The organism is Streptomyces sp. NPDC048462 (assembly GCF_043200175.1).
In the GTDB taxonomy this organism is placed as follows: Bacteria; Actinomycetota; Actinomycetes; order Streptomycetales; family Streptomycetaceae; genus Streptomyces.
In genome coordinates, this window is record NZ_JBICXG010000018.1 from 116,079 (window position 1) to 139,155 (window position 23,077).

Sequence of the window (23,077 nt, forward strand, 5' to 3'; positions counted from 1 at the left end):
GACGATGTCCGGGGGGCTTCTGAGCTGCGTGCACTCGGCAGGATTCGAACCTGCAACCTTCTGATCCGTAGTCAGATGCTCTATCCGTTAAGCTACGAGTGCTTGGCGTCCTGGGCTTTTGTGCCCCGTCGGCGTTGCGAGAACAACATTACATGACCTGCGGCGTCACGCGAAATCCATTAGCCGTACCGCTGCTGAGCTGCGAGAACATCGGTTCGAGGCGTCCCCGATCGGCCTCGCCGCAAGCCCGTCCAGCCCGGGAACGACCGAAGCCCCGGCCAGTGGCTCGGGGCTTCGGTGATCACGCGGAGGCGGAGGGATTTGAACCCTCGATGGGCTTTAAGACCCAAACCGCATTAGCAGTGCGGCGCCATAGACCGGACTAGGCGACGCCTCCAGCACACCCACGCGAGCGCGAGTGGTGCGTGCAGATGATGACACAGCTCAATGCCGCGTCACCAATCGCTGCCTACGGTACTAGGCAGTCGGCCGCGAGGGCAAAGCGCCTGCGGTTGCGCAACGCCGTGGCGTGCGAAGCGTTAGTCATGCGGGGGCGCCGCCCCCGCTGTTTCCCTCCGTCGCCTGCCGTCGTCCGCGACGTGCACGACCACAGGAGCCCGCATGATGCGTCGTCTCGCCCTCACCGCTGTCGCGTCCCTCGCCGTACTGTCCGCCACCGCACCCGCCGCCACGGCTTCCGACGGCCCTCTGCCACGGCCCCTGCTCTCGCTGCCCGTGCTCCAGGGCGGGGACGACGGGACGCATCTGACCGTGGTCGTCTCGGGGTCGGGAAACCCGGAGGCGGACGGCAGCTACGAGCTGGAGTGCGAGCCGGCGGGCGGCAGCCACCCCGTGGCGCAGCAGGCCTGCGAGCGGCTGGCGCAGCTGCCCGGCGAGAGCACCGACCCGTTCACGCCGGTGTCCAGGGACGCCATGTGCACGCAGCAGTTCGGCGGACCGGCCACCGCACGGATCACCGGTAGCTGGCGGGGGCGAAGCATCGATGCCGCGTTCGACCGGAGCAACGGGTGCGAGATCGGGCGCTGGAACAGCATGCGTCCGGTGCTCCCGAACGTCCGCTGAGCAGCGGCCGCGCGGGGCGCGGGAGGGCGCGCGGGGGCACGTAATGGGCCAGAGTCGTACACCGTATGTACAGAACCTTGGTGAGAGCTCCCCCTCATCCGCCGCCCCTTGCCCCTCCCCTGCCTTTAGACTCCTCCAGTGACAGCCTGAGGCCCGAGGGGCAAGATGGGGCCGCTGTCGGCAAGGTGCAGTAATCAGGGAGGAAGCGTCGTCGTGAGCAGCAGGCCATCCCGAGGCGCTGCTCGCCTCGCAGCCATACTCGACGCCCTGCCGGACGGGCTCCTGCTCGTCAACTGCAACGGCACGGTCGTCAACGCCAACACCATCGCCCTCGAAATGTTCGAGACGCCGGGCACCGCGCTCGTCGGACGCGGACTGCTCGATCTGCTGCCGGAGTTCGACTCCAAGCTGATCCCGGGGTCGATGCGGAGGCCGGAGGCTGCGGACGAGCGGGGCCGTACCAAGCCCACGCGGATGACCGCGCGGCGGACCGACGGCAACGAGTACCCCGTCGAGGTGACGAGCGCCAGCCTGGAGGACGGGCAGGCCGCGTACAACGACGTCCAGGTGAGCTACAACGGCACCTATACGGGTGACGAGCTGCTGATGCTCGTCGTGCGCGACCTCTCGGGCACCGTCGACACCGAGGCCGAGCTGGCCCGCTCGCAGCGGCAGACCGAGATGATCCTGCGGGCCGCCTCCGAGGGCGTCGTCGGTACGGACACGGACGGCCGGGTCGTCCTGGTCAACCCCGCCGCAGCCCAGATCCTCGGCTTCCGCGCCACCGACCTCGGCGGCCAGGAGCTGCACCCGCTGATCCTGCACTCGCGGGCCGAGGGCGATCCGTTCCCGTACGAGGAATCGCCGCTGGCCGACACCCTCAAGTCGGGGCGCAAGCACCGGGTGCGCGGGCAGGTCCTGTGGTCCAAGAGCGGCGCGCAGGTGCCGGTCGACCTGACGACGGCCCCGGTGCGGGACGGCGACCAGCTGGTCGGCGCCGTGATGACGTTCACCGACCGCCGGCCGTACGAGGAGCTCGGCGAGCAGCACGCGGCCGAGATCACCGAGCTGACCGCGAACCACACCGGCGCGGTCACCGAGCTCACCGCGAACCACGCCGCCGAGATCACCGGGCTCACGGAACAGCACGCGGCCGAGCTGGCCGACCGGACCGAGCGCTACGCCTCCGCGCTGGAGGAGCAGGCCGACCGGATGCAGGAACAGGCCGGGCGGCTGGCGGAGCTGTCCGCCCGTCACACCCAGCTGACCGCGGTGCTGGGCGAGTCGCTGCGCGGACCGCTGGAGGAGCTGCGCGGCGAGCTGTCCACGCTCGCCGCCGACCCCGCGGGCCAGCTGTGGCCCGAGGCCAACCAGATCCTGCACCACCTGGCCGCCGGCTACGCGCGGATGACGACGCTCGTCGACAACGTACTGAGCTACCAGCGTCTGGACGGCGGCGCCGAGGCGCTCATCAAGACGAACGTACTGCTGGACGGCGTGGTGACCGCCGGTATCGACGCGGCCGTCGAGCTGATCGGCCCCGGCCGCGCCCAGTTCGCCGTCCACGCCCCGCCGATCGAGGCCGAGGTCGACGCGGGACGGTTGGTGACCGCGCTCGCGCACCTCGTCGCGGACGTCGCCGGGGTCGACTCGACCGGCAAGGCCCGGCTGGTGCCGGGCGGCGGCTACATCGACTCGACGGTGGTCGTCGCGGCCGCACAGCGCGGCGAGGTCGTACGGATCGAGGTACGAGGACCGTTCGCCGGGGGAGACCCAGTGCACGAGCCGATCGTGCGCGGGATCGTACGGGCGCACGGCGGCGTGCTCCAGACCCATGAGATGCCGGGCATGAGCGGGAGCGCGTACGTGCTCGAGGTACCGCTCGGCGCGGGCTCGGGCACCGTAATGCCTCCCATGGCCCCGGCAGCTCCGGAGCTTCCGGGGGGACTGGACGGTTCCGGGGGGCCGGCGAGTTCCGGGGGGCTGGAGGTGGCTCAGGCACCTCAGGCACCTCAGGCACCTCAGGACGCTCAGGCGCCTCAGAACGCTCAGGTACCTCAGACGCCCCAGGTTTCTCAGGCACCTCAGGCACCTCAGACACCGCAAGTTCCTCAGGTTGACGCGGCTCCCGGGGGCGCGGGTGGTCAGCAGGGCGGGGGGCGGCGCCGGGCGCGCAGGGCCTCCACCGATGCCTTCCTGGAGAGCCCCGCGGACGGTTCCGAGGGGGCGGGCGAGCCCGGGGCCGCGACCGGGGACACCGGGGCGGCCGAACCGACCGGCCGGCGGCGGGCCCGGCGGCCTGCGGCCGACACCGTTGACGAGTCCGCGGCCCAGGCCATGGACCCGTCCGCGACTGCCGCGGCGGTGACCTCGGCCGCGGCCGTCCTCGACCACGACGGCCAGATCCCGAACGAGATGGTTCCGGCCGAGCGGGGCGGGGGCTCCGGGCGCAGGCGCGGCCGGCCCAGCCCGGCGGAGACCGGTGCCCAGGGCGCCGATGGGCGGCAGGGGCCGGGGCAGGCCCTGGCGCTGCCCGCTGCCTCCGGGGCGCCGTCCGAGGGCTCCGTGGTGACGGCTGCCGAGGGCGCTCAGGGGGCAGGGGGCCGTCCGCAGCGCGGGCAGACCGTGCCCCCGCAGGGCGTTCCGGCCGAGGTGCCGACGCCCGTTCCGGCCGGCGGACACCGGGCGCACCGGGGCGGCGCGAACCAGGGCGGCGAGAACCGGCTGGCCCTCCCGGCCGCCATGCCGTCGGTGAACGCCGTCCAGTCCGAGGGCTCCGCCGCCTTCTCCGACCTGGACGACGCCGCCCGGACGCAGGCGTCGGCGCAGCAGGCCCGTCCCGCGGCGCCCGCTCCGGAATCCGCACCCGTACCCGCGCGGCAGCAGCCGACCGGGCGACGGGCCCGGCGCGCGCTCTCCGCCGCACAGGACCGGGCCGCCCAGGCCGAGCCGACGGGCCCCCGGGTCCCCTTCGCGCTGCCGCCCGCCGCCGCCGACCGGCTGCCGTCGCCCGCCGCCGAGGCCGACGCCTCGCTGCCCGGGCGGCACGACACCGTGTCCGGCCCGGTGGACCACGACCACACCCCGCCGCAGGCCCACCCGCTCCCGACCGGCCGCCGCCGCGCCCGCCACTCGGACGCGACCGCCGACGCGGACGCCGCAGCGGCGACGGCAGGGGCACCGGGAGCAGACGCCCAGGCCGTCCCGGCGGCCGCCGGCGCTCCCCGGGAGCAGCCCGAACGCGACGCGGAGTGGCCCGGGACGGGTCAGACCACGCACACCACCGGCACGACCACGGCCGCCGGCAACGCGCGCGGCTCCGGCCCCGACGACGGCTCCGCGGGTCCCGGCGCTCCCGTGGGGCCCGAGGAGACCCGTCCGCGGCCCCTCGTGCCCGGACCTGACGCGCGAAGGCAGCCGCTGCCCGCCGAGGCGCCGATGCCCGCAGGGTCCTCGGACTCGACGCACGGGCGCGCGTTCAGCGTGCGGACGCTGGGGCAGGGTGTGCCGTTCGCCCAGCACATCGCGCACCAGCAGAACCAGACGCTCGGCGGCGCCGGCCGGCGCCGCAAGCTGGCCGCACCGCCCGAGAGCGACCCGGCCGAACAGGCCGCCCTGCCGGCGTCCGCCGCCTCGGCACCGCAGCAGACGAACGCGCAGTCCGGCACGGGTACCAGCGGCTCCGGCGGCCCCGGCCCCGGCGGCACCGGCGGCACGGTGCAGGGTTCGGGCTCGGGGACGCTGCTCCCCGCTCAGGCGGCCGAAGGACGCGCGTACGCCATAGGCGCACCGGACGAGGGGGCAGCCGAGGGCCCGGAGCCGCTGGACGGCCCCGGTGGCGCGGTCGAGGTCGCCAACCGCCCCTCCCCGCAGCCCGTGGACGACGAGCTGCCCCCGGAGCCGCTGGACAACCCGCGCCGGCTGCTCGTCTGGCCGGCGCCCGACGTCTCCACCCAGCAGGCCTTGAGCGACCGCGGCTACCGGCCGGTGATCGTGCACTCGCGCGAGGAGGTCGACGCCCAGATCGCGGCGTTCCCCGCCGCGCTCTTCGTCGACCCGCTGACCGGTCCCATCACCCGCAAGGCGCTCCAGTCGCTGCGCCAGGCCGCGGTGGCGGCCGAGGTGCCGGTGCTGGTGACGGCCGGTCTGGGGCAGGCCTCGCGGGAGGCCGCGTACGGCGCCGACCCGGCCGTCCTCCTGAAGGCGCTCGCCCCGCGCGACAGCGAGCAGCACCCGCCCCGGGTCCTCCTGATCGAGGAGCACGAGGACATCGCGCACGCGCTGACGCAGACGCTGGAGCGCCGCGGCATGCAGGTCGCCTGCGCCGCCACGGACAGCGAGGCGGTCTCGCTCGCGACCCGGATGCGGCCGAACCTGGTGGTGATGGACCTGATGCAGGTACGCCGCCGCCGGGCCGGGATCGTCGACTGGCTGCGCGCCAACGGCCAGCTGAACCGCACCCCGCTGGTCGTCTACACCTCGGCGGACATGAGCCAGTCGGACCTGCCGAAGCTGAGTTCGGGCGAGACCGTGCTCTTCCTCGCCGAGCGCTCCACGAGCGACGAGGTGCAGGCCCGCATCGTCGACCTACTCGCGAAGATCGGCACGAACTGACCGCCGTACGGTGACGAAGAGGGCCGGGGCGGGATCACTCCCGTACGGACCGGAAGAGGGCGGTACGGGAGTGATCCCGTACCGCCCTCCTCGTCTGCGCCCCGCGCGGCTCAGAGCTGGGTGATGTCCAGCTCGCCCTGCGCGTACTGCTTGCGGATCACCTTCTTGTCGAACTTCCCGACGCTCGTCTTCGGTACGGACGCGATGACCGACCAGCGCTCGGGCAGCTGCCACTTGGCGATGCCCTGCTCCGCGAGGAACGCCTTCAGCGCCAGGTAGTCGGCGCTCGCGCCCTCCTTGAGGACGACGGTGGCCAGCGGACGCTCGCCCCACTTGTCGTCCGGGACGGCCACGACCGCCGCCTCGGCCACATCCGGATGCGCCATCAGGGCGTTCTCCAGCTCGACACTGGAGATCCATTCGCCACCGGACTTGATGACGTCCTTGGCGCGGTCGGTGAGCGTGAGGAAGCCGTCGTCGCTGATCACCCCGACGTCGCCGGTCTTCAGCCAGCCGTCCTCGCTGAACTTGTCCTCGGGCCGCAGCGCCTCGCCGTCCGCGCCGCCGTAGTACGCACCGGCGATCCAGGCGCCCCGTACCTCGAGCTCGCCGGCCGACTCGCCGTCCCACGGCAGGTGCTCACCGCCGGGCCCGACCAGCCGGGCCTCGACACCGGCCGGGAACCGGCCCTGGGTGATTCGGTAGGGCCACTCCTGCTCCTCGGTCAGCCCGGCGGGCGGGTTGGCCATGGTGCCGAGCGGCGAGGTCTCCGTCATGCCCCAGGCGTGACAGAGCCGGACGCCGAGCCTGTCGTACGCCTCCATGAGGGAGGGCGGGCAGGCGGCGCCGCCGATGGTGACGCGCGCCATGGAGGTGAGGTCGCGCGGGTTGGCGGTGACCTCGGCCAGCAGTCCCTGCCAGATGGTGGGGACGGCGGCGGCGTGGGTCGGCCTCTCGCGCTCGATCATGTCGGCGAGCGGGGCGGGCTGGAGGAAGCGGTCCGGCATCAGCATGTTGACGCCGGCCATGAACGTCGCGTGCGGCAGGCCCCAGGCGTTGACATGGAACTGGGGGACCACCACCAGGGTGGTGTCCTGGTCGGTCAGGCCCATCGACTCGGACATGTTGACCTGCATCGAGTGCAGGTAGATCGAACGGTGGGAGTAGACGACGCCCTTCGGGTCCCCGGTGGTGCCGGAGGTGTAGCACATGGCGGCGGCCTGGCGTTCGTCCAGCTCGGGCCAGTCGTACGTGGTGGCCCGGCCGGCGATCAGCTCCTCGTACTCGTGCACCCGGGGCACGGCGCCGTCCAGGACGGAACGGTCACCCGGCCCCGCCACGACCACGTGCTCCAGCGACGTCAGCTGGGGCAGCAGCGGCGCGAGCAGGGGCAGCACGGAGCCGTTGACGATGAGGACCCTGTCGTCGGCGTGCTTGACGATCCAGACCAGCTGTTCGGCGGGGAGCCGCAGGTTGAGGGTGTGGAGCACGGCGCCCATGGACGGGATGGCGAGATACGCCTCCACGTGTTCGGCGTTGTTCCACATCAGCGTCGCGACGCGCTGGTCCCCGTCGACACCGAGCTCGTCGCGCAGGGCATGGGCGAGCTGGGTGGCCCGCCGGCCGATCTCGGCGAAACTGCGCCGCTGCGGCTCGGGCTCTCCGGTCCAGGTCGTTACCTGTGACTTCCCGTGGATGGTCATCCCGTGGTGCAGGATGCGGGTGACGGTCAGCGGTACGTCCTGCATGGTGCTGAGCACGGCGTCCTCCCGGTGGGCGCTACGCGGCAGTAAGGTTCCGCTGATTCTGCGCACATACCGAGCGGTATGTCACTACTCCTGGATGTACGGATCGGTGTCGCCCGACAAAATCACACCATCCGTACGCTTTCCCCCGGCCCGTGCGCTCTCTCCGGCCCGTATGCCCTCCCCCGGCGCGTCCTTCTCGTCGCACCCTCCTCGGCCGCCGCCGACGCCTCACCTGACCGGCGTCAGCTCCGGGTCCTGGCGCAGCTTGCCGAGCGCCCGGGACACCGCACTCTTGACCGTGCCGATGGACACTCCCAGCACTTCGGCCGTCTGCGCCTCGCTGAGGTCCTCGTAGTAGCGCAGGACGACCATCGCCCGCTGGCGGTCGGGCAGCTTCAGCACGGCCCGCCACATGGCATCGTGCAGGGACTGCTGCTCCGCGGGGTCGGGCCCCGGGGACGTCTCCCGCTCGGGCACCTCGTCGCAGGCGAACTCGTCGACCTTGCGCTTGCGCCACTGCGAGGTCCGGGTGTTCAGCAGCGCCCGGCGTACATAGCCGTCGAGAGCCCGGTGGTCCTCGATCCGCTCCCAGGCGACATACGTCTTGGTCAGGGCGGTCTGCAGCAGATCCTCGGCGTCGCTGGGATTCGCGGTGAGCGAGCGCGCCGCGCGCAGCAGCACGGGCCCCCGGGCCTTCACGAAGGACGTGAACGACGGATACGGGACGTACGGAACGCGAGCGCCGTACGAGGTGCGCGGCGCGGCGGCCGACGTGCGCGGCACCGCGTACGGAGCGACGGACGCCTGTGGAGCACGCGGGGCCGTCGATGCGTGTGCCGATGCGTGTGTCGATACGTCCGTCGACCCGTGTGTCGACGCGTGTGCCGATACGAGTGGCGGATGTCCGGCGAGCGGCGCATGCGGGTTGTGCGGCGTGCGTCCGGCGCCGGCAGCGGCTCCCCTGAAGGTGTCCGTGCAGACTGGCGTGGTCATGCCTCCACGCTAGGAGCGGGCGCCGCCCCGGGGATCGGCCCCAGGTCCCGACCCCGGGTCCGCCTCAGGGTGTAGGGCCGGTCCCCCCTCCACCTCCTGTAGGTGGAGGGGCCGCACGGCGGTACTCAGGGTCGCCCCGGAGACCGCGCTCCGCGGGCCCGGCCGCGCCCCTCACTCCCCCCGGCCCAGGACCAGGCCTGAGGTGGGCACCCCCGTGCCCGCGGTGACCAGGGACCGGGCCGCGCCGGGTACCTGGTTCACCGAAGTGCCCCGGATCTGCCGGACCGCCTCCGCGATGCCGTTCATGCCATGCAGGTACGCCTCCCCCAACTGGCCGCCATGAGTGTTCAGCGGCAGCGCGTCCGCCGCCACGAAGTCGGCGGCCTCGCCCGGTCCGCAGAAACCGAACTCCTCCAGCTGCATCAGCACGAACGGGGTGAAGTGGTCGTACAGGATCGCCACGTCGATGTCGGCGGGGGAGAGGCCGGAGTTACGCCAGAGCTGGCGGGCGACGACACCCATCTCCGGCAGGCCGGTCAGCCCGTCACGGTAGAAGCTGGTCATCTGCTCCTGTGCCCGCCCGGCCCCCTGAGCGGCGGCGACGATCACCGCGGGCGGCTGCCGCAGATCTCTGGCCCGTTCCGCGCTGGTGACGACGATCGCCTGCCCTCCATCGGTCTCCTGGCAGCAGTCGAGCAGCCGCAGCGGCTCGACGATCCAGCGGGACGCGGCGTGCTCGGCGAGAGTGATCGGCTTCTCGTAGAAGTACGCCGCCGGGTTGCGCGCGGCATGGCGCCGGTCGGTGACCGCGACATGGCCGAAGGCCTCCGGCGTCAGCCCGTAGGCGTGCAGGTACCGCTGGGCGGCCATGGCCACCCAGGAGGCCGGGGTGAGGAGTCCGAAGGGCAGGTTCCAGCCGAGCGCCGCGCCCTCGGCGGTGGGCTCCCGCTGCTGCACCCCCGAGCCGAAGCGCCGCCCCGACCGCTCGTTGAACGCGCGGTAGCAGACGACCACCTCGGCCACCCCGCAGGCGACGGCGAGGGCCGCCTGCTGGACGGTGGCACAGGCCGCCCCGCCGCCGTAGTGGATGCGGGAGAAGAACGACAGCTCACCGATGCCGGCCGCCTGGGCGACGGTGATCTCGGGGCTGGTGTCCATGGTGAAGGTGACCATCCCGTCGACGTCGGCGGGGCTGAGCCCCGCGTCGTCGAGCGCCGCCCGCACCGCCTCGACGGCCAGCTTGAGTTCGCTGCGGCCCGAGTCCTTGGAGAACTCGGTCGCCCCGATCCCGGCCACGGCCGCCCGTCCGCCGAGCGAATCGGCTCTGCGCACGCTCATGCGGGTCCCTCCGGAACGCTGACGGTCACCGTGCCGGTGACGTGGCTGCCGAGCCCGTTGGCGCCGACTACCGACACCTCGGCCGTCCCGTCGCCGGCGAGGGCGGTCACCTTGCCGCTCAACACCATCGTGTCGCCTGGATAGTTCGGAGCGCCCAGCCTGATGGCGACCTTTCTGAGCACCGCCGAGGGCCCGAAGTGGTCGGTGACGTACCGCCCGACCAGGCCGTTGGTCGTCAGGATGTTCATGAAGATGTCCGGGGAGCCCTTCTCCCGGGCCAGCTCCGCGTCATGGTGCACGTCCTGGTAGTCGCGGGAGGCGACCGCCCCCGCCACGATCAGGGTGCGGGTCACCGCGATCTCCAGCGGTGCCAGCTCATCTCCGACCTTCATCTCTTCACCGGCCTGCATTTCTTCTCCGGCCTTCATTTCTTCTGCGGCCTTCATTGCGATCCCTCCTCCACGAGCAGTCCGCCGAGTTCCTGAAGCACTTCGCTGCCGCAGCCGAGATAGGCGTCGAGCTGGCGCCCCCAGAGGAAGTGCCGGTGTACGGGGTGGTCGAGGTCGGCGCCCGTGCCTCCGTGGAGATGCTGGGCCGCGTGCACGACCCGCCTCCCCGCCTCGGACGCCCACCACGCGGCGGTCAGCGCCTGCGCCGCCCGGGGCAGCGACCGGTCGTGCAGCCAGGCGGCCTCGTAGGCCGTGACCCGTATCGCCTCGGTGTCCATATGGGCGTCGGCGGCGCGCAGCAGCACGCCCTGGTTCGTCGAGAGCGGGCGCCCGAACTGCTCACGCGTGCCGGTGTGTTCGACAGCGCGCGCCACCGCACCCGCGCACACCCCCGCCTGCAGACCCGCGAACGCCGTCCGGGCCGTCGCCAGCACCTCCTCGTACGCCGCCGCCCCGCCGAGCCGCTCCCCCGGTGCGCCGTCGAGCACAAGCCGTCCCGCCGCCCATGGGGCTGTGGTCTCCACGGGCTCGGTGAGAACCCCGGCGCCTGCCGTCCGCACCATCCACAGCGAGCGGTCCGCGGCCGCCACCAGGACATGGGTGGCCTCCCGCAGCCACGGCACCAGCGGCGCCGTGCCGCTCAAGCCCCCCTCGGGGCCGACCCGCACGGCACCGGCTGACGGGAAGGCCCCCGTCGCCACCGCCGTGCCGTCCCGGAACCGCGGCAGCAGCCGCTCGCGCTGTTCGTCCTTACCGTGTCCGGCGACGGCGAGCAGGCCATACACACAGCTCGCCGCGAAGGGCACCTGCGCGGTCGTCCGGCCCTGCTCCTCCAGCAGGAGAACCAGGCCGAGGAGTCCGATCTCCTCGACCGCCCCCGGCAGTCCGGCCGCGCAGAGCTCCTTCCAGAGCTCGGAGTCCGTACCGGTGCCGGCCGCGACCAGGCGCTCGTGCGTCGACAGATCACCGAAGATCCGGGCGGCGAGCCCCTGTGCGGCGGCCTGCTCCTCAGTGGGCGTGAAGTCCATGTCAGCTCTCGCTCCCCCGGAAGACCGGCAGTTCCAGTTCGGGGTCCGCACGCAGGAACTCCAGCCGGACCGGCATCCCCACCCGCACCTTGTCGTACGGCACCCCGATCACGTTGCTGACCATCCGGACACCCTCCGCCAGCTCCACCAGCGCCACCGCGTACGGCCCCGCCTCCTCGGACGTGCTGAACGCGGGGAAGGGCGGGTGATGCATCACCACGTAGGAGAAGACGGTGCCCTCGCCGGATGCCTCGGCCGTCTCCCACTCGGACGAGCCGCAGGCGTTGCAGCCGGGCAGCCAGGGGAAACGCAGTGTGTCGCATGCCCGGCAGCGCTGGATCAGCAGCCGGTGCGACGAGATGCCCTGCCAGAACCCGGCGTTGTCCCGGTTGATCACCGGCCTCGGCCGCAGGCTCCTGCCGCCCCGCGTCTCCCCGGACCGCTCGGCCCCCTTGCCCTGGCCCGCCCCTCTGCCCCGCGTCGTCTCCTCGGCCGGCGCCCCTGCCTCCAGCGCCCCCTGTGGCTCTTGCTCCTTCAGTAGCTCCTGTGGCTTCTCTGCCTCCTGTGGCTCCAGGCCGCCGCTGCCACTCGTTGTCACTGCCCTCGCCGCCGCCCTCGCCGCAGGCCTCGCCGCAGGCCGGTACTTGAGGATCCGGAAGCGGTGCGTCCCCGCCGGCTCGTCCTGTGCCCGGACGTCCATACGCGTGGTGATGAAGTAGCCCGTCCCCAGCTTCGTCGTCTTCCGCTCCGACACCGCCTCGATCACCGCGTCGAAGGTGATCCGGTCACCGGGCCGCAGCGGCCGCAGGTACTCCTGCTCGCAGTCGGTCGCGACCACCGAGACGTACCCCGCCCCGTCGAGCAGGCCGAACAGCTCGTCGTAGGCCTCGCCCCGGTCCGTGTGCCCCGAGAGCCCGCCCATCGTCCACGCCTGCAGCATGGCCGGAGGGGCGATGGCACCGGGTCCGGTGTATGCCGGGTTGGTGTCTCCCATCGCCTCGCACCAGTGCCTGATCATGGGCTCGTTGACCAGGTCCTTGCCGCTGCCGGCGATGGCGGCCGCCTGCCCCTCGTACGCCCTGAGCCGCTCGTACAGTTCGTCCCGCACGCCCTGTCCGTCCATCACCGCTTCCCCCTCTTCATCCCGAGCCGCATCGTCGCGACGATCTCCCGCTGCACCTCGCTCACCCCGCCCCCGAAGGTGTTGATCTGTGCCGCCCTGTTCATCCGCTCCAGCTCCCCGTCCCCGAAGGAGCCGGACGAACCGGCCCGGATCATTCCGGCCTGCCCCGTGATTTCCTGGCACATTCGATACACCTCCACAGCGCTTTCGGTTCCCGCGAACTTCACGCCGCTCGCGTCGCCGGGGGCCAGCTCACCGGCCCCGACATCCCCCACCAGACGCCAGCTGAGCAGGCGTGTCGCCGCCAGCCGCGCATAGGCCTCGGCCAGCCTGGACCGAATCCACGGCTCGTCAACCGGACGCCGTCCAGTCGCTGGATCGGGCGTGCGGGCGAAAGCGAGCGCCGCGTCGTAGAAGTCCTCGGCCTGCATCCCGATCGCGGCCAGTGCGACCCGCTCATGGTTCAACTGGTTGGTGATCAGCCCCCAGCCGCCGTTCTCGGCGCCGACCAGCCCGGTGGCGGGCACCTGCACGCCGTCGTAGTACGTGGCGGTCGTGGTCAACCCGCCGACGGTCTCGATGGGTGTCCAGGAGAAGCCGGGCGCGTCCGTCGGTACCAGGATGATCGAGATGCCCCGGTGCTTGGGCGCATCCGGGTCCGTGCGGCAGGCGAGCCAGATCCAGTCGGCGTTCTGCGCGTTGCTGGTGAAGATCTTCTGCCCGTCGATGACCCACGAGTCGCCCTGCCGCACCGCCCTGGTCCGCAGCGCCGCCAGGTCGGTTCCGGCCTCCGGCTCGCTGTAGCCGATGGCGAAGACGATCTCCCCGGCCAGGATCCGGGGCAGAAAGTAGTCCTTCTGCGCCTCGGTCCCGTACTTCATCAGGGTGGGACCCACCGTGTTGAGGGTGACCATCGAAACCGGGGCGCCCGCCCGGTAGGCCTCGTCGAAGAAGACGAACTGTTCGTCCGCGCCGCGTCCCTGGCCGCCGTACTCGACGGGCCAGCCGAGTCCCAGCATGCCGTCCGCGCCGATCCGGCGCAGCAGCCGTCGCTGCTCGGCCGGGCTGCCGGTGGCCGGCCCGGTCCGGTCACCGGGCTCCGGCATCACCTCGTGGAAGTACGTGCGGAGTTCGGCGCGCAGCTGTAGCTGGCGGTCCGTAGGGGCCAGATGCACGGCGGCTGCCTCCCGGGAAAGGCCTGCGGATCAGGATTTCTGACTGTCCGTCAGATTCCGTTCACCTGTCAAGCCACCCGACAGCTCGCCGCTCCCGCCGCTCCCCGTTTCACCCCTTCCGTCCCGGCCCCACCCCAGCACCTCCGCCCCGCGCTCACCCCACCACCGATTCCTTTTCACAGACCACACCACTGGGCCGTCATCGCACGGAAACGACGAGCGGCCCGCGCGCCGCCACCGAAGTGACGCCGCGCGGGCCGTCGTTCCCCCCGACCGCGTCCCGACCCCCCGACCGGCCCGCGGCAGGCACTGGATCACCAGAGATTGGTGAAGTTCACCGCGAGGTTGTGGCTGGACTGGTCGATGGCGGTGAACCCGGAACCGTTCACCTGGGCGGAGTTGCTGTGATTCGACGCCCCGTCACCGATGGCCTGCTGCTGCGAGGTGGACGAGTTGCCGAGGTTGGCCCCACCGACGCCACTGCCGCTGATAGCGGCCACACCGGCGTTCGATCCGTCGTTCGCGAACGAGCCGTTGTCGGCCTGGGCCACACCACCGAGGAGAGCGGCGGCGAGGGGCAGAGCGGCAACAATGGCGAGGGCACGAGCGGTACGGATGCTTGCCATGTCTATTCCTCCAGGAACCGAAAGTAATGCCGGCCCCGGGCCGGTTGGCCGACCGCCCGGGTGATGGTCACGACGTCGCGAGCTCAAGACTGCCCACCGCCGCCCCGACGAACCACCCATGCTTTTCGATTCCCTCGCAAGCGTGAGGAAGAGCCGATAAACCCCTGAACAGAACAGACCCCCAGGTCAGCCCGACGCATGCCGACAGCCCTTGCCCCGCAAGAGAAGAAGCGTTCCGCCACAACACTCCGCATCCCGCCCGCAGACCCGCCCCCTCTTCCCTTACTCGAACATTAGTACGAACATAGAACCATGGCCATCCACGACCGTCGGACCTTCACCCTGGCCCTGGCCCACGCACTGTCGGCGGCCGAACACGGGCTCCCCGTCATCCCGTTGTCCGCCACCAAGCTCCCCGCCCTGCGCTCCCCGCACCGCGACGACGACCGGACGATCCACTGCCGGGGCGCCTGCGGCCTGCCCGGACACGGCGTCCACGACGCCACCACCGACCCCGTCGCCGTACGCGCCCTCTTCGAAGCCGCTCCCTGGGCCAGCGGCTACGGCATCGCCTGCGGCCGCGCCCCGCACCACCTCATCGGTATCGACCTCGACATCGACACCACGGGCCGGAGCGACTCCGTGGCCGCCCTGCAACAGCTGGCACTGCACCACCTGTTCACCATCCCGCCGACCGTCACGGTGCTCACCCCCAGCGGCGGCCGCCACATCTGGCTGTCCGGACCACCCGGAGTGGCCGTACCGAACTCCGCGGGACGCCTCGCCCCCGGCATAGACGTCCGCGGCACGGGCGGCTACCTGGTCGGCCCCGGCTCATCCACCACCCACGGCTCCTACCGGCTCGTCCCGGGCACCGGCAGCCTCCCCCCGGCCCCCTGCCCCGACGCTCTCCTCCAGCTGCTGACGCCCCCGCCCCGTGCTCATCGCCGCCTCGGCCACTCCGACGACCGGGGCCGAGGACTGATCCGGTTCGTCCTCGCGGCAGCCGAGGGCCAGCGCAACACCCGGCTCTTCTGGGCCGCCTGCCGCGCCTACGAACACGGCTTCGGCGACAGCCTGGCGAGCGCCCTCACCGAAGCCGCCGTCCGCACCGGCCTCCCCGAACACGAGGCCCGCGCGACAATCGCCTCGGCGGCCCGCCTCACCACGACCCGCTGCGAACCCCCCGGGTGAAACCGGAAGTTCCCGGCATCCCTCCGCACTTCTGCACATCGGTACGGAGGGGAGCGTCTCAGCAGCCACGGACTCACCTGTCCGAGATCGCGGGGCTGGCAATATACGGCGACGGCGAGGCATTCGAAGCCTCCTGTCGACAGGGGAAATGACATGACGACGCACGCCGTGGAAGCTCAGCAGAACCAGTCGCCCCGTCCCGGGCAGACGCGGAAGCGCGGCGCCGGACGGCAGGCCCTGCTCCTCACGGTGACAGCGCTCGTGGCCGGCGCCACCGGAGTGGCGGGCACCCTGCTCCAGCAGCGGATCACCGCTCCGGACACGTCAGCCGTCGACGCCCAGGCCGCCGAACTCGCCCAGGACCTGCGCCACGACCTGAACGCAGGCTTCTGGTCACCGGGCAAGACCTTCGGGGGACAGTTCACCGAAGGCACGCTCGTCTCCCACGCCCAGGCGCACGGCGGAGCACTGCTGAGCGTCGGCTCGGAGGAGGGGGAATCGGCCGCCCGCACCCACACGGCAACCGTGATGCTGGGACTGCTGCCGCCGCCCGGTACGAAGACGGTGGCCGCGAACGCGTACCCCGTTCGCTGCTACCGCTACACCTTCGCCCTCGGCGCTCACAGCGTGCATCAGTCCACGACGGACTGCCCCACCTCACGCACCGACGACAAGCCCGGCAGCCTCGTGGCACAGATGGGCGCACTGCTCACACGGCAGCCCACCGGAACGAACCTGTACCGGCAGACCCCGACCACAGGCCATCCGCATACCCCGGCAGGCGCCGCGGACTTGCTCAAGGACAAGCGGCTGGTATCGGCCGAGGACACCGTGCGCGTGATCGCCGGCAAGGCAGCCGGCAAAGACGTCTACGTTCTCGCGCTGCGCGTCAACGGCAGCTGCCACTACCTGCGCATGGACTCCTCACCCTCCGCATCCCGCCTGATACCCCTGTGGCTCGCCCCCGCCGACGAGCAGGAGCCCTGTGGCGCGGACCAGGCAGCGACCGCCTCCGCCCTGTACGGAATCGACCCGGCCAAGGCCGGGTAACCGCAAGCGCCGGGGAGCTCGGCGGCGGGGGCGGGACAGGAACGGCCCCCGACCATTCCTACTGGTCGGGGGCCGTTCACCTGCGGTGGGTGTGGGATTTGAACCCACGGTGACATCGCTGCCACGACGGTTTTCAAGACCGTTCCCTTAGGCCGCTCGGGCAACCCACCTCGCGCCGACGGCGGGCAGCTGCCCGCTTTCGACGCGAGGACAGCCTAGCCGGTCAGCTGTCGCCCTTGCGCTCGCCCAGGGTGACTTCGGCAGTCGACGTCTTGCCGTCGCGCTTGTACGTCAGCGTGACCTTGTCGCCAGGCTTGTGGGTCCAGATCTCGCCGATCAGGGTCGGGCCGCTGTCGACCACGGTGTCGTTGAACTTCGTGATGACGTCACCCGGCTTGAGGCCCGCATCGGCCGCGGGGCCGCCCTTCGTCACCGCTTCCGTGCCGCTCGCGCCCTGGTCCGAGATGACCGCGCCGCCGGTCTTCTCGTCCATGGTCACCGTGGCGCCGATGACCGGGTAGACCGGCCGGCCGGTCTTGATCAGTTGCTCGGCGACGTTCTTCGCCTGGTTGATCGGGATCGCGAAGCCGAGGCCGATGGAGCCCGCCTGGCTCTGGCCGGTGCTGCTGCCGGTCGACTGGATCGCCGAGTTGATCCCGATGACCGCGCCGCCGGCGCTCAGCAGCGGACCGCCGGAGTTGCCCGGGTTGATCGAGGCGTCGGTCTGCAGGGCGCTCATGTACGAGTTGCTGCCGCCGGAGCCGTCACCGGAGGCGACCGGGCGGTTCTTGGCGCTGATGATGCCCGTGGTGACCGTGTTGGACAGGCCGAACGGGGCGCCGATCGCGATCGTCGAATCGCCCACCGCCACCTGGTCCGAGTTGCCCAGTGCCAGCGGGGTGAGCCCCTTCGGCGGGTCCTTCAGCTTCAGCACCGCGACGTCGTAGCCCTCGGCCCGGCCGACCACCTCGGCGCCGTACTTCTTGCCGTTCGAGAACGTCGCCGTGAGCTGGCCGTTGTCCGCTGCGGAGGCCACCACGTGGTTGTTCGTGAGGATGTGGCCCTCCTTGTCGTACACGAAGCCGGTGCCGGTGCCGCCCTCGCCGTCGCCGCCCTGCGCGTCGATGGTGACCACGCTCGGCAGCGCCTTGGCAGCCACACCCGCGACCGTGCCCGGGTCGCGCTTGAGGTCCTGCGGGTTGGCCGACGCCGCGACGGTGGTCGAACCGGACGAGCCGGAGCCGTCGTTGCTGTCCGCGGCCCAGTAGCCGAGGGCTCCGCCGACTCCGCCCGCCACGAGCGCTGCCACGACCGCCGCGGCCACCAGGCCGCCCGCCCCTCGCTTGCGGGGAGCGTCGGGGGTCTGCAGCTGGCCGGGCGGGCCCCACACCGGGCCGCCGCCTTGGGCACCGTGGGCACCGTGGGCGTAGGCGGGGACTGCGGGCGGCGGCGGGGGCCAGCCCGCGTCCGCCGCCGACTGCGGTACGGGGGGAGCCGTGTGCGGCTGCGGCGCCTGGGGGACCTGGGCCATGGGCGTGGTCGCCGGGTCGTGCGCCGGGGGGACCTGCGGCTGCGCGGCGGTCACGTCCGGCTGCGGCGGTGCCGGAGGCGTGCTTCCAGGAGACCCCTGGGGAGCATCGGCCGGCACTGGAGGTGCGGACGGAACGGACGGGGCGGCCTCGGCCGCGTTGCCCTCGTTGTCCTCGTTCTCTGTGCTCACAGCTCTATACTCCTCGGTTCCACATCATCATTCGGCAAGAGATCCGCTGTGTACGTGTCTGGAGTCAGCTTTTCCCACAGCACGTCAGACCACTGTAAGCAGGACCTGTGCATCCGCGCACGAGTCTTTACATCGGGCAAAACGACCTCCCTCCGCAAGGTTCGCGCACCCGGGCCCGCCGGTGACACCATGACGCGGTGACCCAAGCACGGCAGCAGCAGCACACCACGCAGCATCCCATCCAGGTCATCGCACACCGAGGCGCGTCCGACGACGCCCCCGAGCACACCCTGGCCGCGTACCGGAAGGCGATCGAGGACGGCGCCGACGCCCTGGAGTGCGACGTACGGCTCACCGCCGACGGCCACCTCGTATGCGTGCACGACCGTCGGGTGAACCGTACGTCCAACGGTCGTGGTGCGGTCTCCGCCCTGGAGCTCTCCGAGCTCGCCGCGCTCGACTTCGGCTCGTGGAAGGACCGCGACGAGTCGGAGTCGCCGGACTGGGACCCGGTGCCGGGCGAGCTCACCTCCGTACTGACCCTGGAACGGCTGCTGGAACTGCTCGTCGAGACGAGAGCGGCCGGGCGGCCGCTGCAGCTGGCCATCGAGACCAAGCACCCGACCCGCTGGGCCGGGCAGGTCGAGGAGCGGCTGCTGCATCTGCTGAAGCGTTTCGAACTCGACGCACCGCCGGCCGAGGGCCCCTCACCGGTCCGCGTGATGAGTTTTTCGGCCCGTTCCCTGCACCGCATCCAGGACGCCGCACCGGATCTGCCCACCGTCTATCTGATGCAGTTCGTCTCGCCGCGACTGCGTGACGGACGGCTGCCGGCCGGGGCCCTGATCGCGGGTCCCGGGATGCGGATCGTGCGCAGCCACCCCGGCTACATCGACCGCCTGCACCGCGCGGGCCACCGGGCCCACGTCTGGACGGTGAACGAACCGGCGGACGTCGACCTCTGCATCCAACTCGGAGTCGAGGCGATCATCACGAACCGCCCGAAGCAGGTCCTGTCCCAATTGGGCCGCTCTTAGTATCAGTAACAGGGAGTACACCGGCGCATTCAAGGTGTGTTCGATCGTTGCGAGTGCGTCACTGTCAGACCACTGGCCGGTTTCCGGCCCAGCCCGGGGGGGCATCCACACCGTGGCGTGGGGCAAAGGAGGTCTCGGGGGTGGCGTTGGTGGTGGCACAAGAAGTGCCCACGTCGTCGAGCATGGCCGTACCCCATGGCCCTGCGGGCGTGGGTCAGGCACGACACCGGATGCGTGAGCAGTTGCGCACCCACGGAGTGTCGGATTCGGTCGTCGACGATGCTGTATTGATCCTTTCCGAACTGCTCAGCAACGCCTGCCGTCACGGCAGGCCACTGGGCCGGCACAGCGACGTGGGCGAGGGCGACGTGCGCGCCGCCTGGCGCGTCGACAGAACAGGCGGGCTGACCGTCGAGGTGACGGACGGGGGCGGTCCGACCCGACCGGTTCCGGCCACTCCGTCGGTTACCGCTCGCGGCGGCCGGGGGCTCAACATCATCAGCGCGCTCGCCAAGAAGTGGGGCGTCCGCGACGACTCCTCCGGCGAGGTCACGGTCTGGGTGCTGGTCGACGAAGGTGCCGACGACAGTGTTGGTGGAGGAGCCGGCGCAGGAGTCGGCGATGGACCGCAGCGCCCCGGCGGACGGGGCAACGGCCATACCGGTGGACGGGGCAACGGCCGGGCAACGGGCGCGACCACGCTGCCCGTCGTACCGGGGCTCGACGGGCTGGATCTCGCCGACGCGTTCGACGGCGCGGGCTGACCCGGGGCAAGGGCACTCCCCCCGGCCCCCGGGCGAAGCGCGCTGCGATACCGGGACCGCGATACCAGGAACACGATCCCGGGAGCGCGCTACCGGGAAGGCCCAACCGTGTAGGTGCCTTCGGCAGGCCGCGTTCCCGCACTCCGTGACTGTCGGCGGCCGGTGCGGCCGGGCAGCTGCGCAACGGGCACCGTAAGGACGGCTAGGCTCGCGGCCCAGACCGCACTGTCGCAACCGTCGCAACCGGGAGAAAGCCCACCATGGCCAAGAAGCGCCCTCAGACCAAGGCCGGGAAGCAGCAACTCAAGGACGGCGAGATCCCGGTGGTCGGGGCTCGCGAGCCCTGCCCGTGCGGTTCGGGCCGCCGTTACAAGGCCTGCCACGGCCGCGCCGCCGCCCAGGCCGTGACCGAGCTGGTCCAGCGCCCCTTCGAGGGGCTGGCCGGCGAATGCGACTGGGTCGCGCTGCGCGAGCTGGTTCCCGCAGCCACGGTCGAGCTGACGCTGAAGGGCGGGCTGCCCTCGGGCGTACCGTCCGTCACGCTCGCGACCGTGCTCCCGATGGCTTGGCCCGCGCTGCGCCGTGATGACGGCTCGGTCCTGCTCGCCCTGCAGAACGACACCTCCTCCGGCGACCTCAGCCGGGACCTCGCCGACACCCTGCAGCGGGCGCTCGAGACCGAACCCGGCTCGCCGGTCGCCGCCCGGCGCGTTCCGGCCGACGGCCCCCGGCTGCAGGATGTCCTGGACCCGGACGCACCGTTCGCGCCCGTCGTGCACTCCGGCTTCGAGTTCTGGGTGCCGGACTCGGAGAACGCCACGGCCGAGGTGTCCGCCTCCCTGGAGCGCGCGAACGAAGCGGCGATCCCGACCGTCCTGCTCACCGGGGTCGACGCGGCCTACTGGTGCGAGACGCCGGACAAGAACCACCTCCGGTGGGTCATGCCGCACCCCGAGGAGCAGCTCCTCGACGCTCTCGCCCGACTGCACGCCGCCGGCGTCTCGTCCCTCGGCGAGGGCACGCGGCTGGTCGGCTCCTTCCGCGCGCACGGCCTGATGGTCCCCGTCTGGGACCTGCCGAGCGCGATGGGGGCCGAGGAGTGCGAGAAGCCCGCAGCGGTGTTCGCCGAACGGCTGGCAACGGCGCTCGCTTCCAACGCGCCTCTCACCCCCGAGGAGCGCCGTGCGCGCGGCGGGCTCACCAACCGCCAGGTGACGCTCAGCTGACAGTGACCACTACCCCGACCGTACGGTGACTCCCGTCACAACTCGCCGTACTGGCAGGTAAATCGCTGTCCGAATACGTGAGATCGAATTTGCGAACGGCAGATCTCTTGTTACCGTTCTAGAAGCCCGGTCGCTGGTGCATCCCCCGTCGCCAGCGATCGGGCATCCTCATTTCCGGGTACGGCGCCCACCGGCGCATCTCGCGGCGCGCGCGCCGCGCACAGACCTGACGCAGGTCCCCGGACGAGCCCCCCGGAAACACCGGCCCCGCGCCACCCTTCCCCCTGGCTCCGCCACGTCTCACAACGCCCCCAGCAGCCCGGACATGCGGGGCGGGCAAGCAGGACCGGCAGGCAGGCAGAGCAGCGGTGGCCCCGGGGCCTGCGCCAACCCGACGCGGGCGGCAGGGCGCAGTCGCGTTCCAGCACGTGCCCGACGGTCCGGACAGCGCCGGACAACTACCGGCGCGATCCCCTAAAGAGAACCTCGAACATTCCTCGAACGTGTTTCGCGTGAAGTGTCGGACGGAGCATCGGATGACACATGGGACCGGGCATCGGATGAGGCATCGGGCGAGGCATCGCGTGAGTTCGAATGAGGCATCAGAAAGCCAACCTTCGAACGGCTTTGTAGCGGCGGGCTTTGCGCACAGTCGTTACGAGCCCGGCCGGCGGCCGATGAGAGCTGAAGCCGACAGCACGCCGTTCCGGGTACCGGGCCATTCCCGGCGGGGCGCCCGCTTCCCCGGCCCGAGGAAATCCCTGACGGTGCGCCGGGAATTGCGCCCCGCCGCCGCCCCACGCCCCCGGCTCACGCCTCAAGCCCCCGTCCCCGTCCCCGTCAGTAAGCGAGCCGGCTTCCGCCGTCCGGTGCACTGTTGCTCGCCTCGACCAACGCGTCCAGCACCGTCCCCACATCCGGCAGCCACGGCGAGGCGGCCGCCGCGACGGGCGCTCCGCCCGTCAGGCGCAGCCGGGAGACCCGGGCCGGCGCCCGCACCCAGCGCACCTGTCCCGCGCCGATTCCGGACGGCGGAAGGACGAGATAGCCACCCTCACCGTGGAACCGCAGCGAGCTGGGCACCCAGTCCTGTGCGTGCAGCAGCTCCCCGAGCCGTTCGAGGGTGTACGGGGCGACCAGCAGCGACCACCGGGTCGGCGTCGCCACCACGGGGCCCAGCCGCACTCCCATCCGGTCGAGTTCGGCCAGCGCTCCGGCGCCGGCAGCCGCCGGCAGGCTCAGCGCGCACGGCGCCCGCCCGCCGGTGGCCAGTACGACCGGCGCGGTCGGCCGGTTCGTCCACCACCAGCGGACCATTCGCGGGTCCGTGGTCGCCGCGAGCAGTCCGGGTTCGAAGGGGTGTGCGCCGGGCACGGCGCACTCTGGATCGGGGCAGGCGCAGCCGCGCTCACCGCGGCCGTCGGCCGTCCGCAGCCCCACTCCCGGGAGTACGGGCCACTGCCACTCGGTAGCACAGGTCAGGGCCGCGTCGAGCTGGGCGGGCCTGTCCCGGAACCGGAGCCTGCGTCGCCTTCCGAGGATCTCGCGCATGAGCGCTCGTTCCTTTCCGTTGAACGCCGAGGGTCCACATCACACCACGCGTGCGTCACATCGCGTGTGCGGAATTTCACTGTGTGTACGTGCTCGTCGAGCCTGCGGTACGGGTTGGTCGTCGCTACCGAGCGTGAGCTGTGCTGAGCCGAATCGAGCCGGTTCCAGTCGAAAATCGTGGCCAGGCGCAGGGCGCGTATCGCGCCTGCCGTCCGTGCGTACAACCTCGCCACTCGGGGGTGGGGCGTGGCCGTCACAGATGAGGACGTCCGGGCCCGCTGCCAGGTTCCGAGGGCGGTCGGAACCACCCCTGGCCATCTATCGATTACGTACCCAGCATGCCCGCAATGACGCTCCC

The 23,077-nt window shown here is 71.7% G+C and carries 17 protein-coding genes and 3 tRNA genes; 7 read left to right on the forward strand and 13 right to left on the reverse strand.

Annotated elements, in window-relative coordinates; translation table 11 throughout:
• Positions 1-29: 29 nt before the first annotated feature.
• Positions 30-102, reverse strand: a tRNA-Arg gene (locus ACGFU6_RS26920).
• A 204-nt stretch (positions 103-306) separates the two neighbouring features.
• Positions 307-397 (reverse strand) — tRNA-Ser (locus ACGFU6_RS26925).
• 224 nt (positions 398-621) lie between these two features.
• Here ACGFU6_RS26925 and ACGFU6_RS26930 point away from each other — a divergent pair.
• Both ACGFU6_RS26930 and ACGFU6_RS26935 read left to right on the forward strand, forming a co-directional pair.
• A complete protein-coding gene (locus tag ACGFU6_RS26930; protein ID WP_393614519.1) occupies positions 622-1,083 on the forward strand; it encodes an SSI family serine proteinase inhibitor in 462 nt (153 codons plus the stop codon).
• Positions 1,084-1,296: 213 nt separating this feature from the next.
• The gene (locus ACGFU6_RS26935) at positions 1,297-5,697 is read left to right on the forward strand and encodes a PAS domain-containing protein (RefSeq protein WP_393614520.1); all 4,401 of its coding nucleotides are present in this window, start codon (positions 1,297-1,299) and stop codon (positions 5,695-5,697) included.
• 110 nt (positions 5,698-5,807) lie between these two features.
• On the opposite strand, the gene ACGFU6_RS26940 is transcribed toward ACGFU6_RS26935, so the two are convergent.
• From ACGFU6_RS26940 to ACGFU6_RS26975, 8 genes are all read right to left on the reverse strand, one after another.
• Positions 5,808-7,457, reverse strand: coding sequence for a long-chain fatty acid--CoA ligase (locus ACGFU6_RS26940; RefSeq protein ID WP_393614522.1), 1,650 nt, complete (start codon positions 7,455-7,457; stop codon positions 5,808-5,810).
• A gap of 216 nt (positions 7,458-7,673) precedes the next feature.
• The gene (locus tag ACGFU6_RS26945; RefSeq protein ID WP_393614523.1) at positions 7,674-8,228 is read right to left on the reverse strand and encodes a SigE family RNA polymerase sigma factor; all 555 of its coding nucleotides are present in this window, start codon (positions 8,226-8,228) and stop codon (positions 7,674-7,676) included.
• 381 nt (positions 8,229-8,609) lie between these two features.
• Positions 8,610-9,776, reverse strand: coding sequence for a lipid-transfer protein (locus ACGFU6_RS26950; RefSeq protein ID WP_393614525.1), 1,167 nt, complete (start codon positions 9,774-9,776; stop codon positions 8,610-8,612).
• Entirely contained in the window at positions 9,773-10,168 is a 396-nt protein-coding gene (locus ACGFU6_RS26955; protein WP_393614579.1) for a MaoC family dehydratase, read from the reverse strand. Before ACGFU6_RS26955 ends, ACGFU6_RS26950 begins: the two co-directional genes overlap by 4 nt.
• A 50-nt stretch (positions 10,169-10,218) precedes the next feature.
• Positions 10,219-11,253, reverse strand: coding sequence for an acyl-CoA dehydrogenase family protein (locus ACGFU6_RS26960; protein ID WP_393614526.1), 1,035 nt, complete (start codon positions 11,251-11,253; stop codon positions 10,219-10,221).
• Position 11,254: 1 nt separating this feature from the next.
• The gene (locus ACGFU6_RS26965) at positions 11,255-12,376 is read right to left on the reverse strand and encodes a bifunctional MaoC family dehydratase N-terminal/OB-fold nucleic acid binding domain-containing protein (protein WP_393614528.1); all 1,122 of its coding nucleotides are present in this window, start codon (positions 12,374-12,376) and stop codon (positions 11,255-11,257) included.
• Positions 12,376-13,551, reverse strand: a complete 1,176-nt coding sequence (locus ACGFU6_RS26970; protein ID WP_393614530.1) for an acyl-CoA dehydrogenase family protein — start codon at positions 13,549-13,551, stop codon at positions 12,376-12,378. Before ACGFU6_RS26970 ends, ACGFU6_RS26965 begins: the two co-directional genes overlap by 1 nt.
• Before the next feature lie 314 nt (positions 13,552-13,865).
• Complete coding sequence (locus tag ACGFU6_RS26975) at positions 13,866-14,177, reverse strand: hypothetical protein (protein ID WP_393614532.1); 312 nt, start codon at positions 14,175-14,177, stop codon at positions 13,866-13,868.
• Positions 14,178-14,489: 312 nt separating this feature from the next.
• On the opposite strand from ACGFU6_RS26975, the gene ACGFU6_RS26980 reads away from it, so the two are divergent.
• Positions 14,490-15,371 carry a bifunctional DNA primase/polymerase gene (locus ACGFU6_RS26980; protein ID WP_393614533.1) on the forward strand — a complete coding sequence of 294 codons (882 nt, stop codon included), beginning with the start codon at positions 14,490-14,492 and terminating at the stop codon, positions 15,369-15,371.
• A gap of 153 nt (positions 15,372-15,524) precedes the next feature.
• Complete coding sequence (locus ACGFU6_RS26985) at positions 15,525-16,421, forward strand: hypothetical protein (RefSeq protein ID WP_393614535.1); 897 nt, start codon at positions 15,525-15,527, stop codon at positions 16,419-16,421.
• 83 nt (positions 16,422-16,504) lie between these two features.
• Here the strand turns inward: ACGFU6_RS26985 and ACGFU6_RS26990 are convergent.
• Together ACGFU6_RS26990 and ACGFU6_RS26995 are read right to left on the reverse strand one after the other, a co-directional pair.
• Positions 16,505-16,591, reverse strand: a tRNA-Ser gene (locus ACGFU6_RS26990).
• A 53-nt stretch (positions 16,592-16,644) separates the two neighbouring features.
• Positions 16,645-18,141 carry a trypsin-like peptidase domain-containing protein gene (locus ACGFU6_RS26995; protein ID WP_393614536.1) on the reverse strand — a complete coding sequence of 499 codons (1,497 nt, stop codon included), beginning with the start codon at positions 18,139-18,141 and terminating at the stop codon, positions 16,645-16,647.
• A gap of 197 nt (positions 18,142-18,338) precedes the next feature.
• Between ACGFU6_RS26995 and ACGFU6_RS27000 the strand changes: the two genes are divergently transcribed.
• From ACGFU6_RS27000 to ACGFU6_RS27010, 3 genes are all read left to right on the forward strand, one after another.
• Positions 18,339-19,178, forward strand: a complete 840-nt coding sequence (locus ACGFU6_RS27000) for a glycerophosphodiester phosphodiesterase (protein WP_393614537.1) — start codon at positions 18,339-18,341, stop codon at positions 19,176-19,178.
• 140 nt (positions 19,179-19,318) lie between these two features.
• Positions 19,319-19,942, forward strand: a complete 624-nt coding sequence (locus ACGFU6_RS27005) for an ATP-binding protein (protein WP_393614539.1) — start codon at positions 19,319-19,321, stop codon at positions 19,940-19,942.
• Between the two features lie 260 nt (positions 19,943-20,202).
• Positions 20,203-21,168 carry a DUF5926 family protein gene (locus ACGFU6_RS27010; protein WP_393614540.1) on the forward strand — a complete coding sequence of 322 codons (966 nt, stop codon included), beginning with the start codon at positions 20,203-20,205 and terminating at the stop codon, positions 21,166-21,168.
• 840 nt (positions 21,169-22,008) lie between these two features.
• Here the strand turns inward: ACGFU6_RS27010 and ACGFU6_RS27015 are convergent.
• A complete protein-coding gene (locus tag ACGFU6_RS27015) occupies positions 22,009-22,719 on the reverse strand; it encodes a bifunctional DNA primase/polymerase (protein WP_393614542.1) in 711 nt (236 codons plus the stop codon).
• Positions 22,720-23,077: the final 358 nt, after the last annotated feature.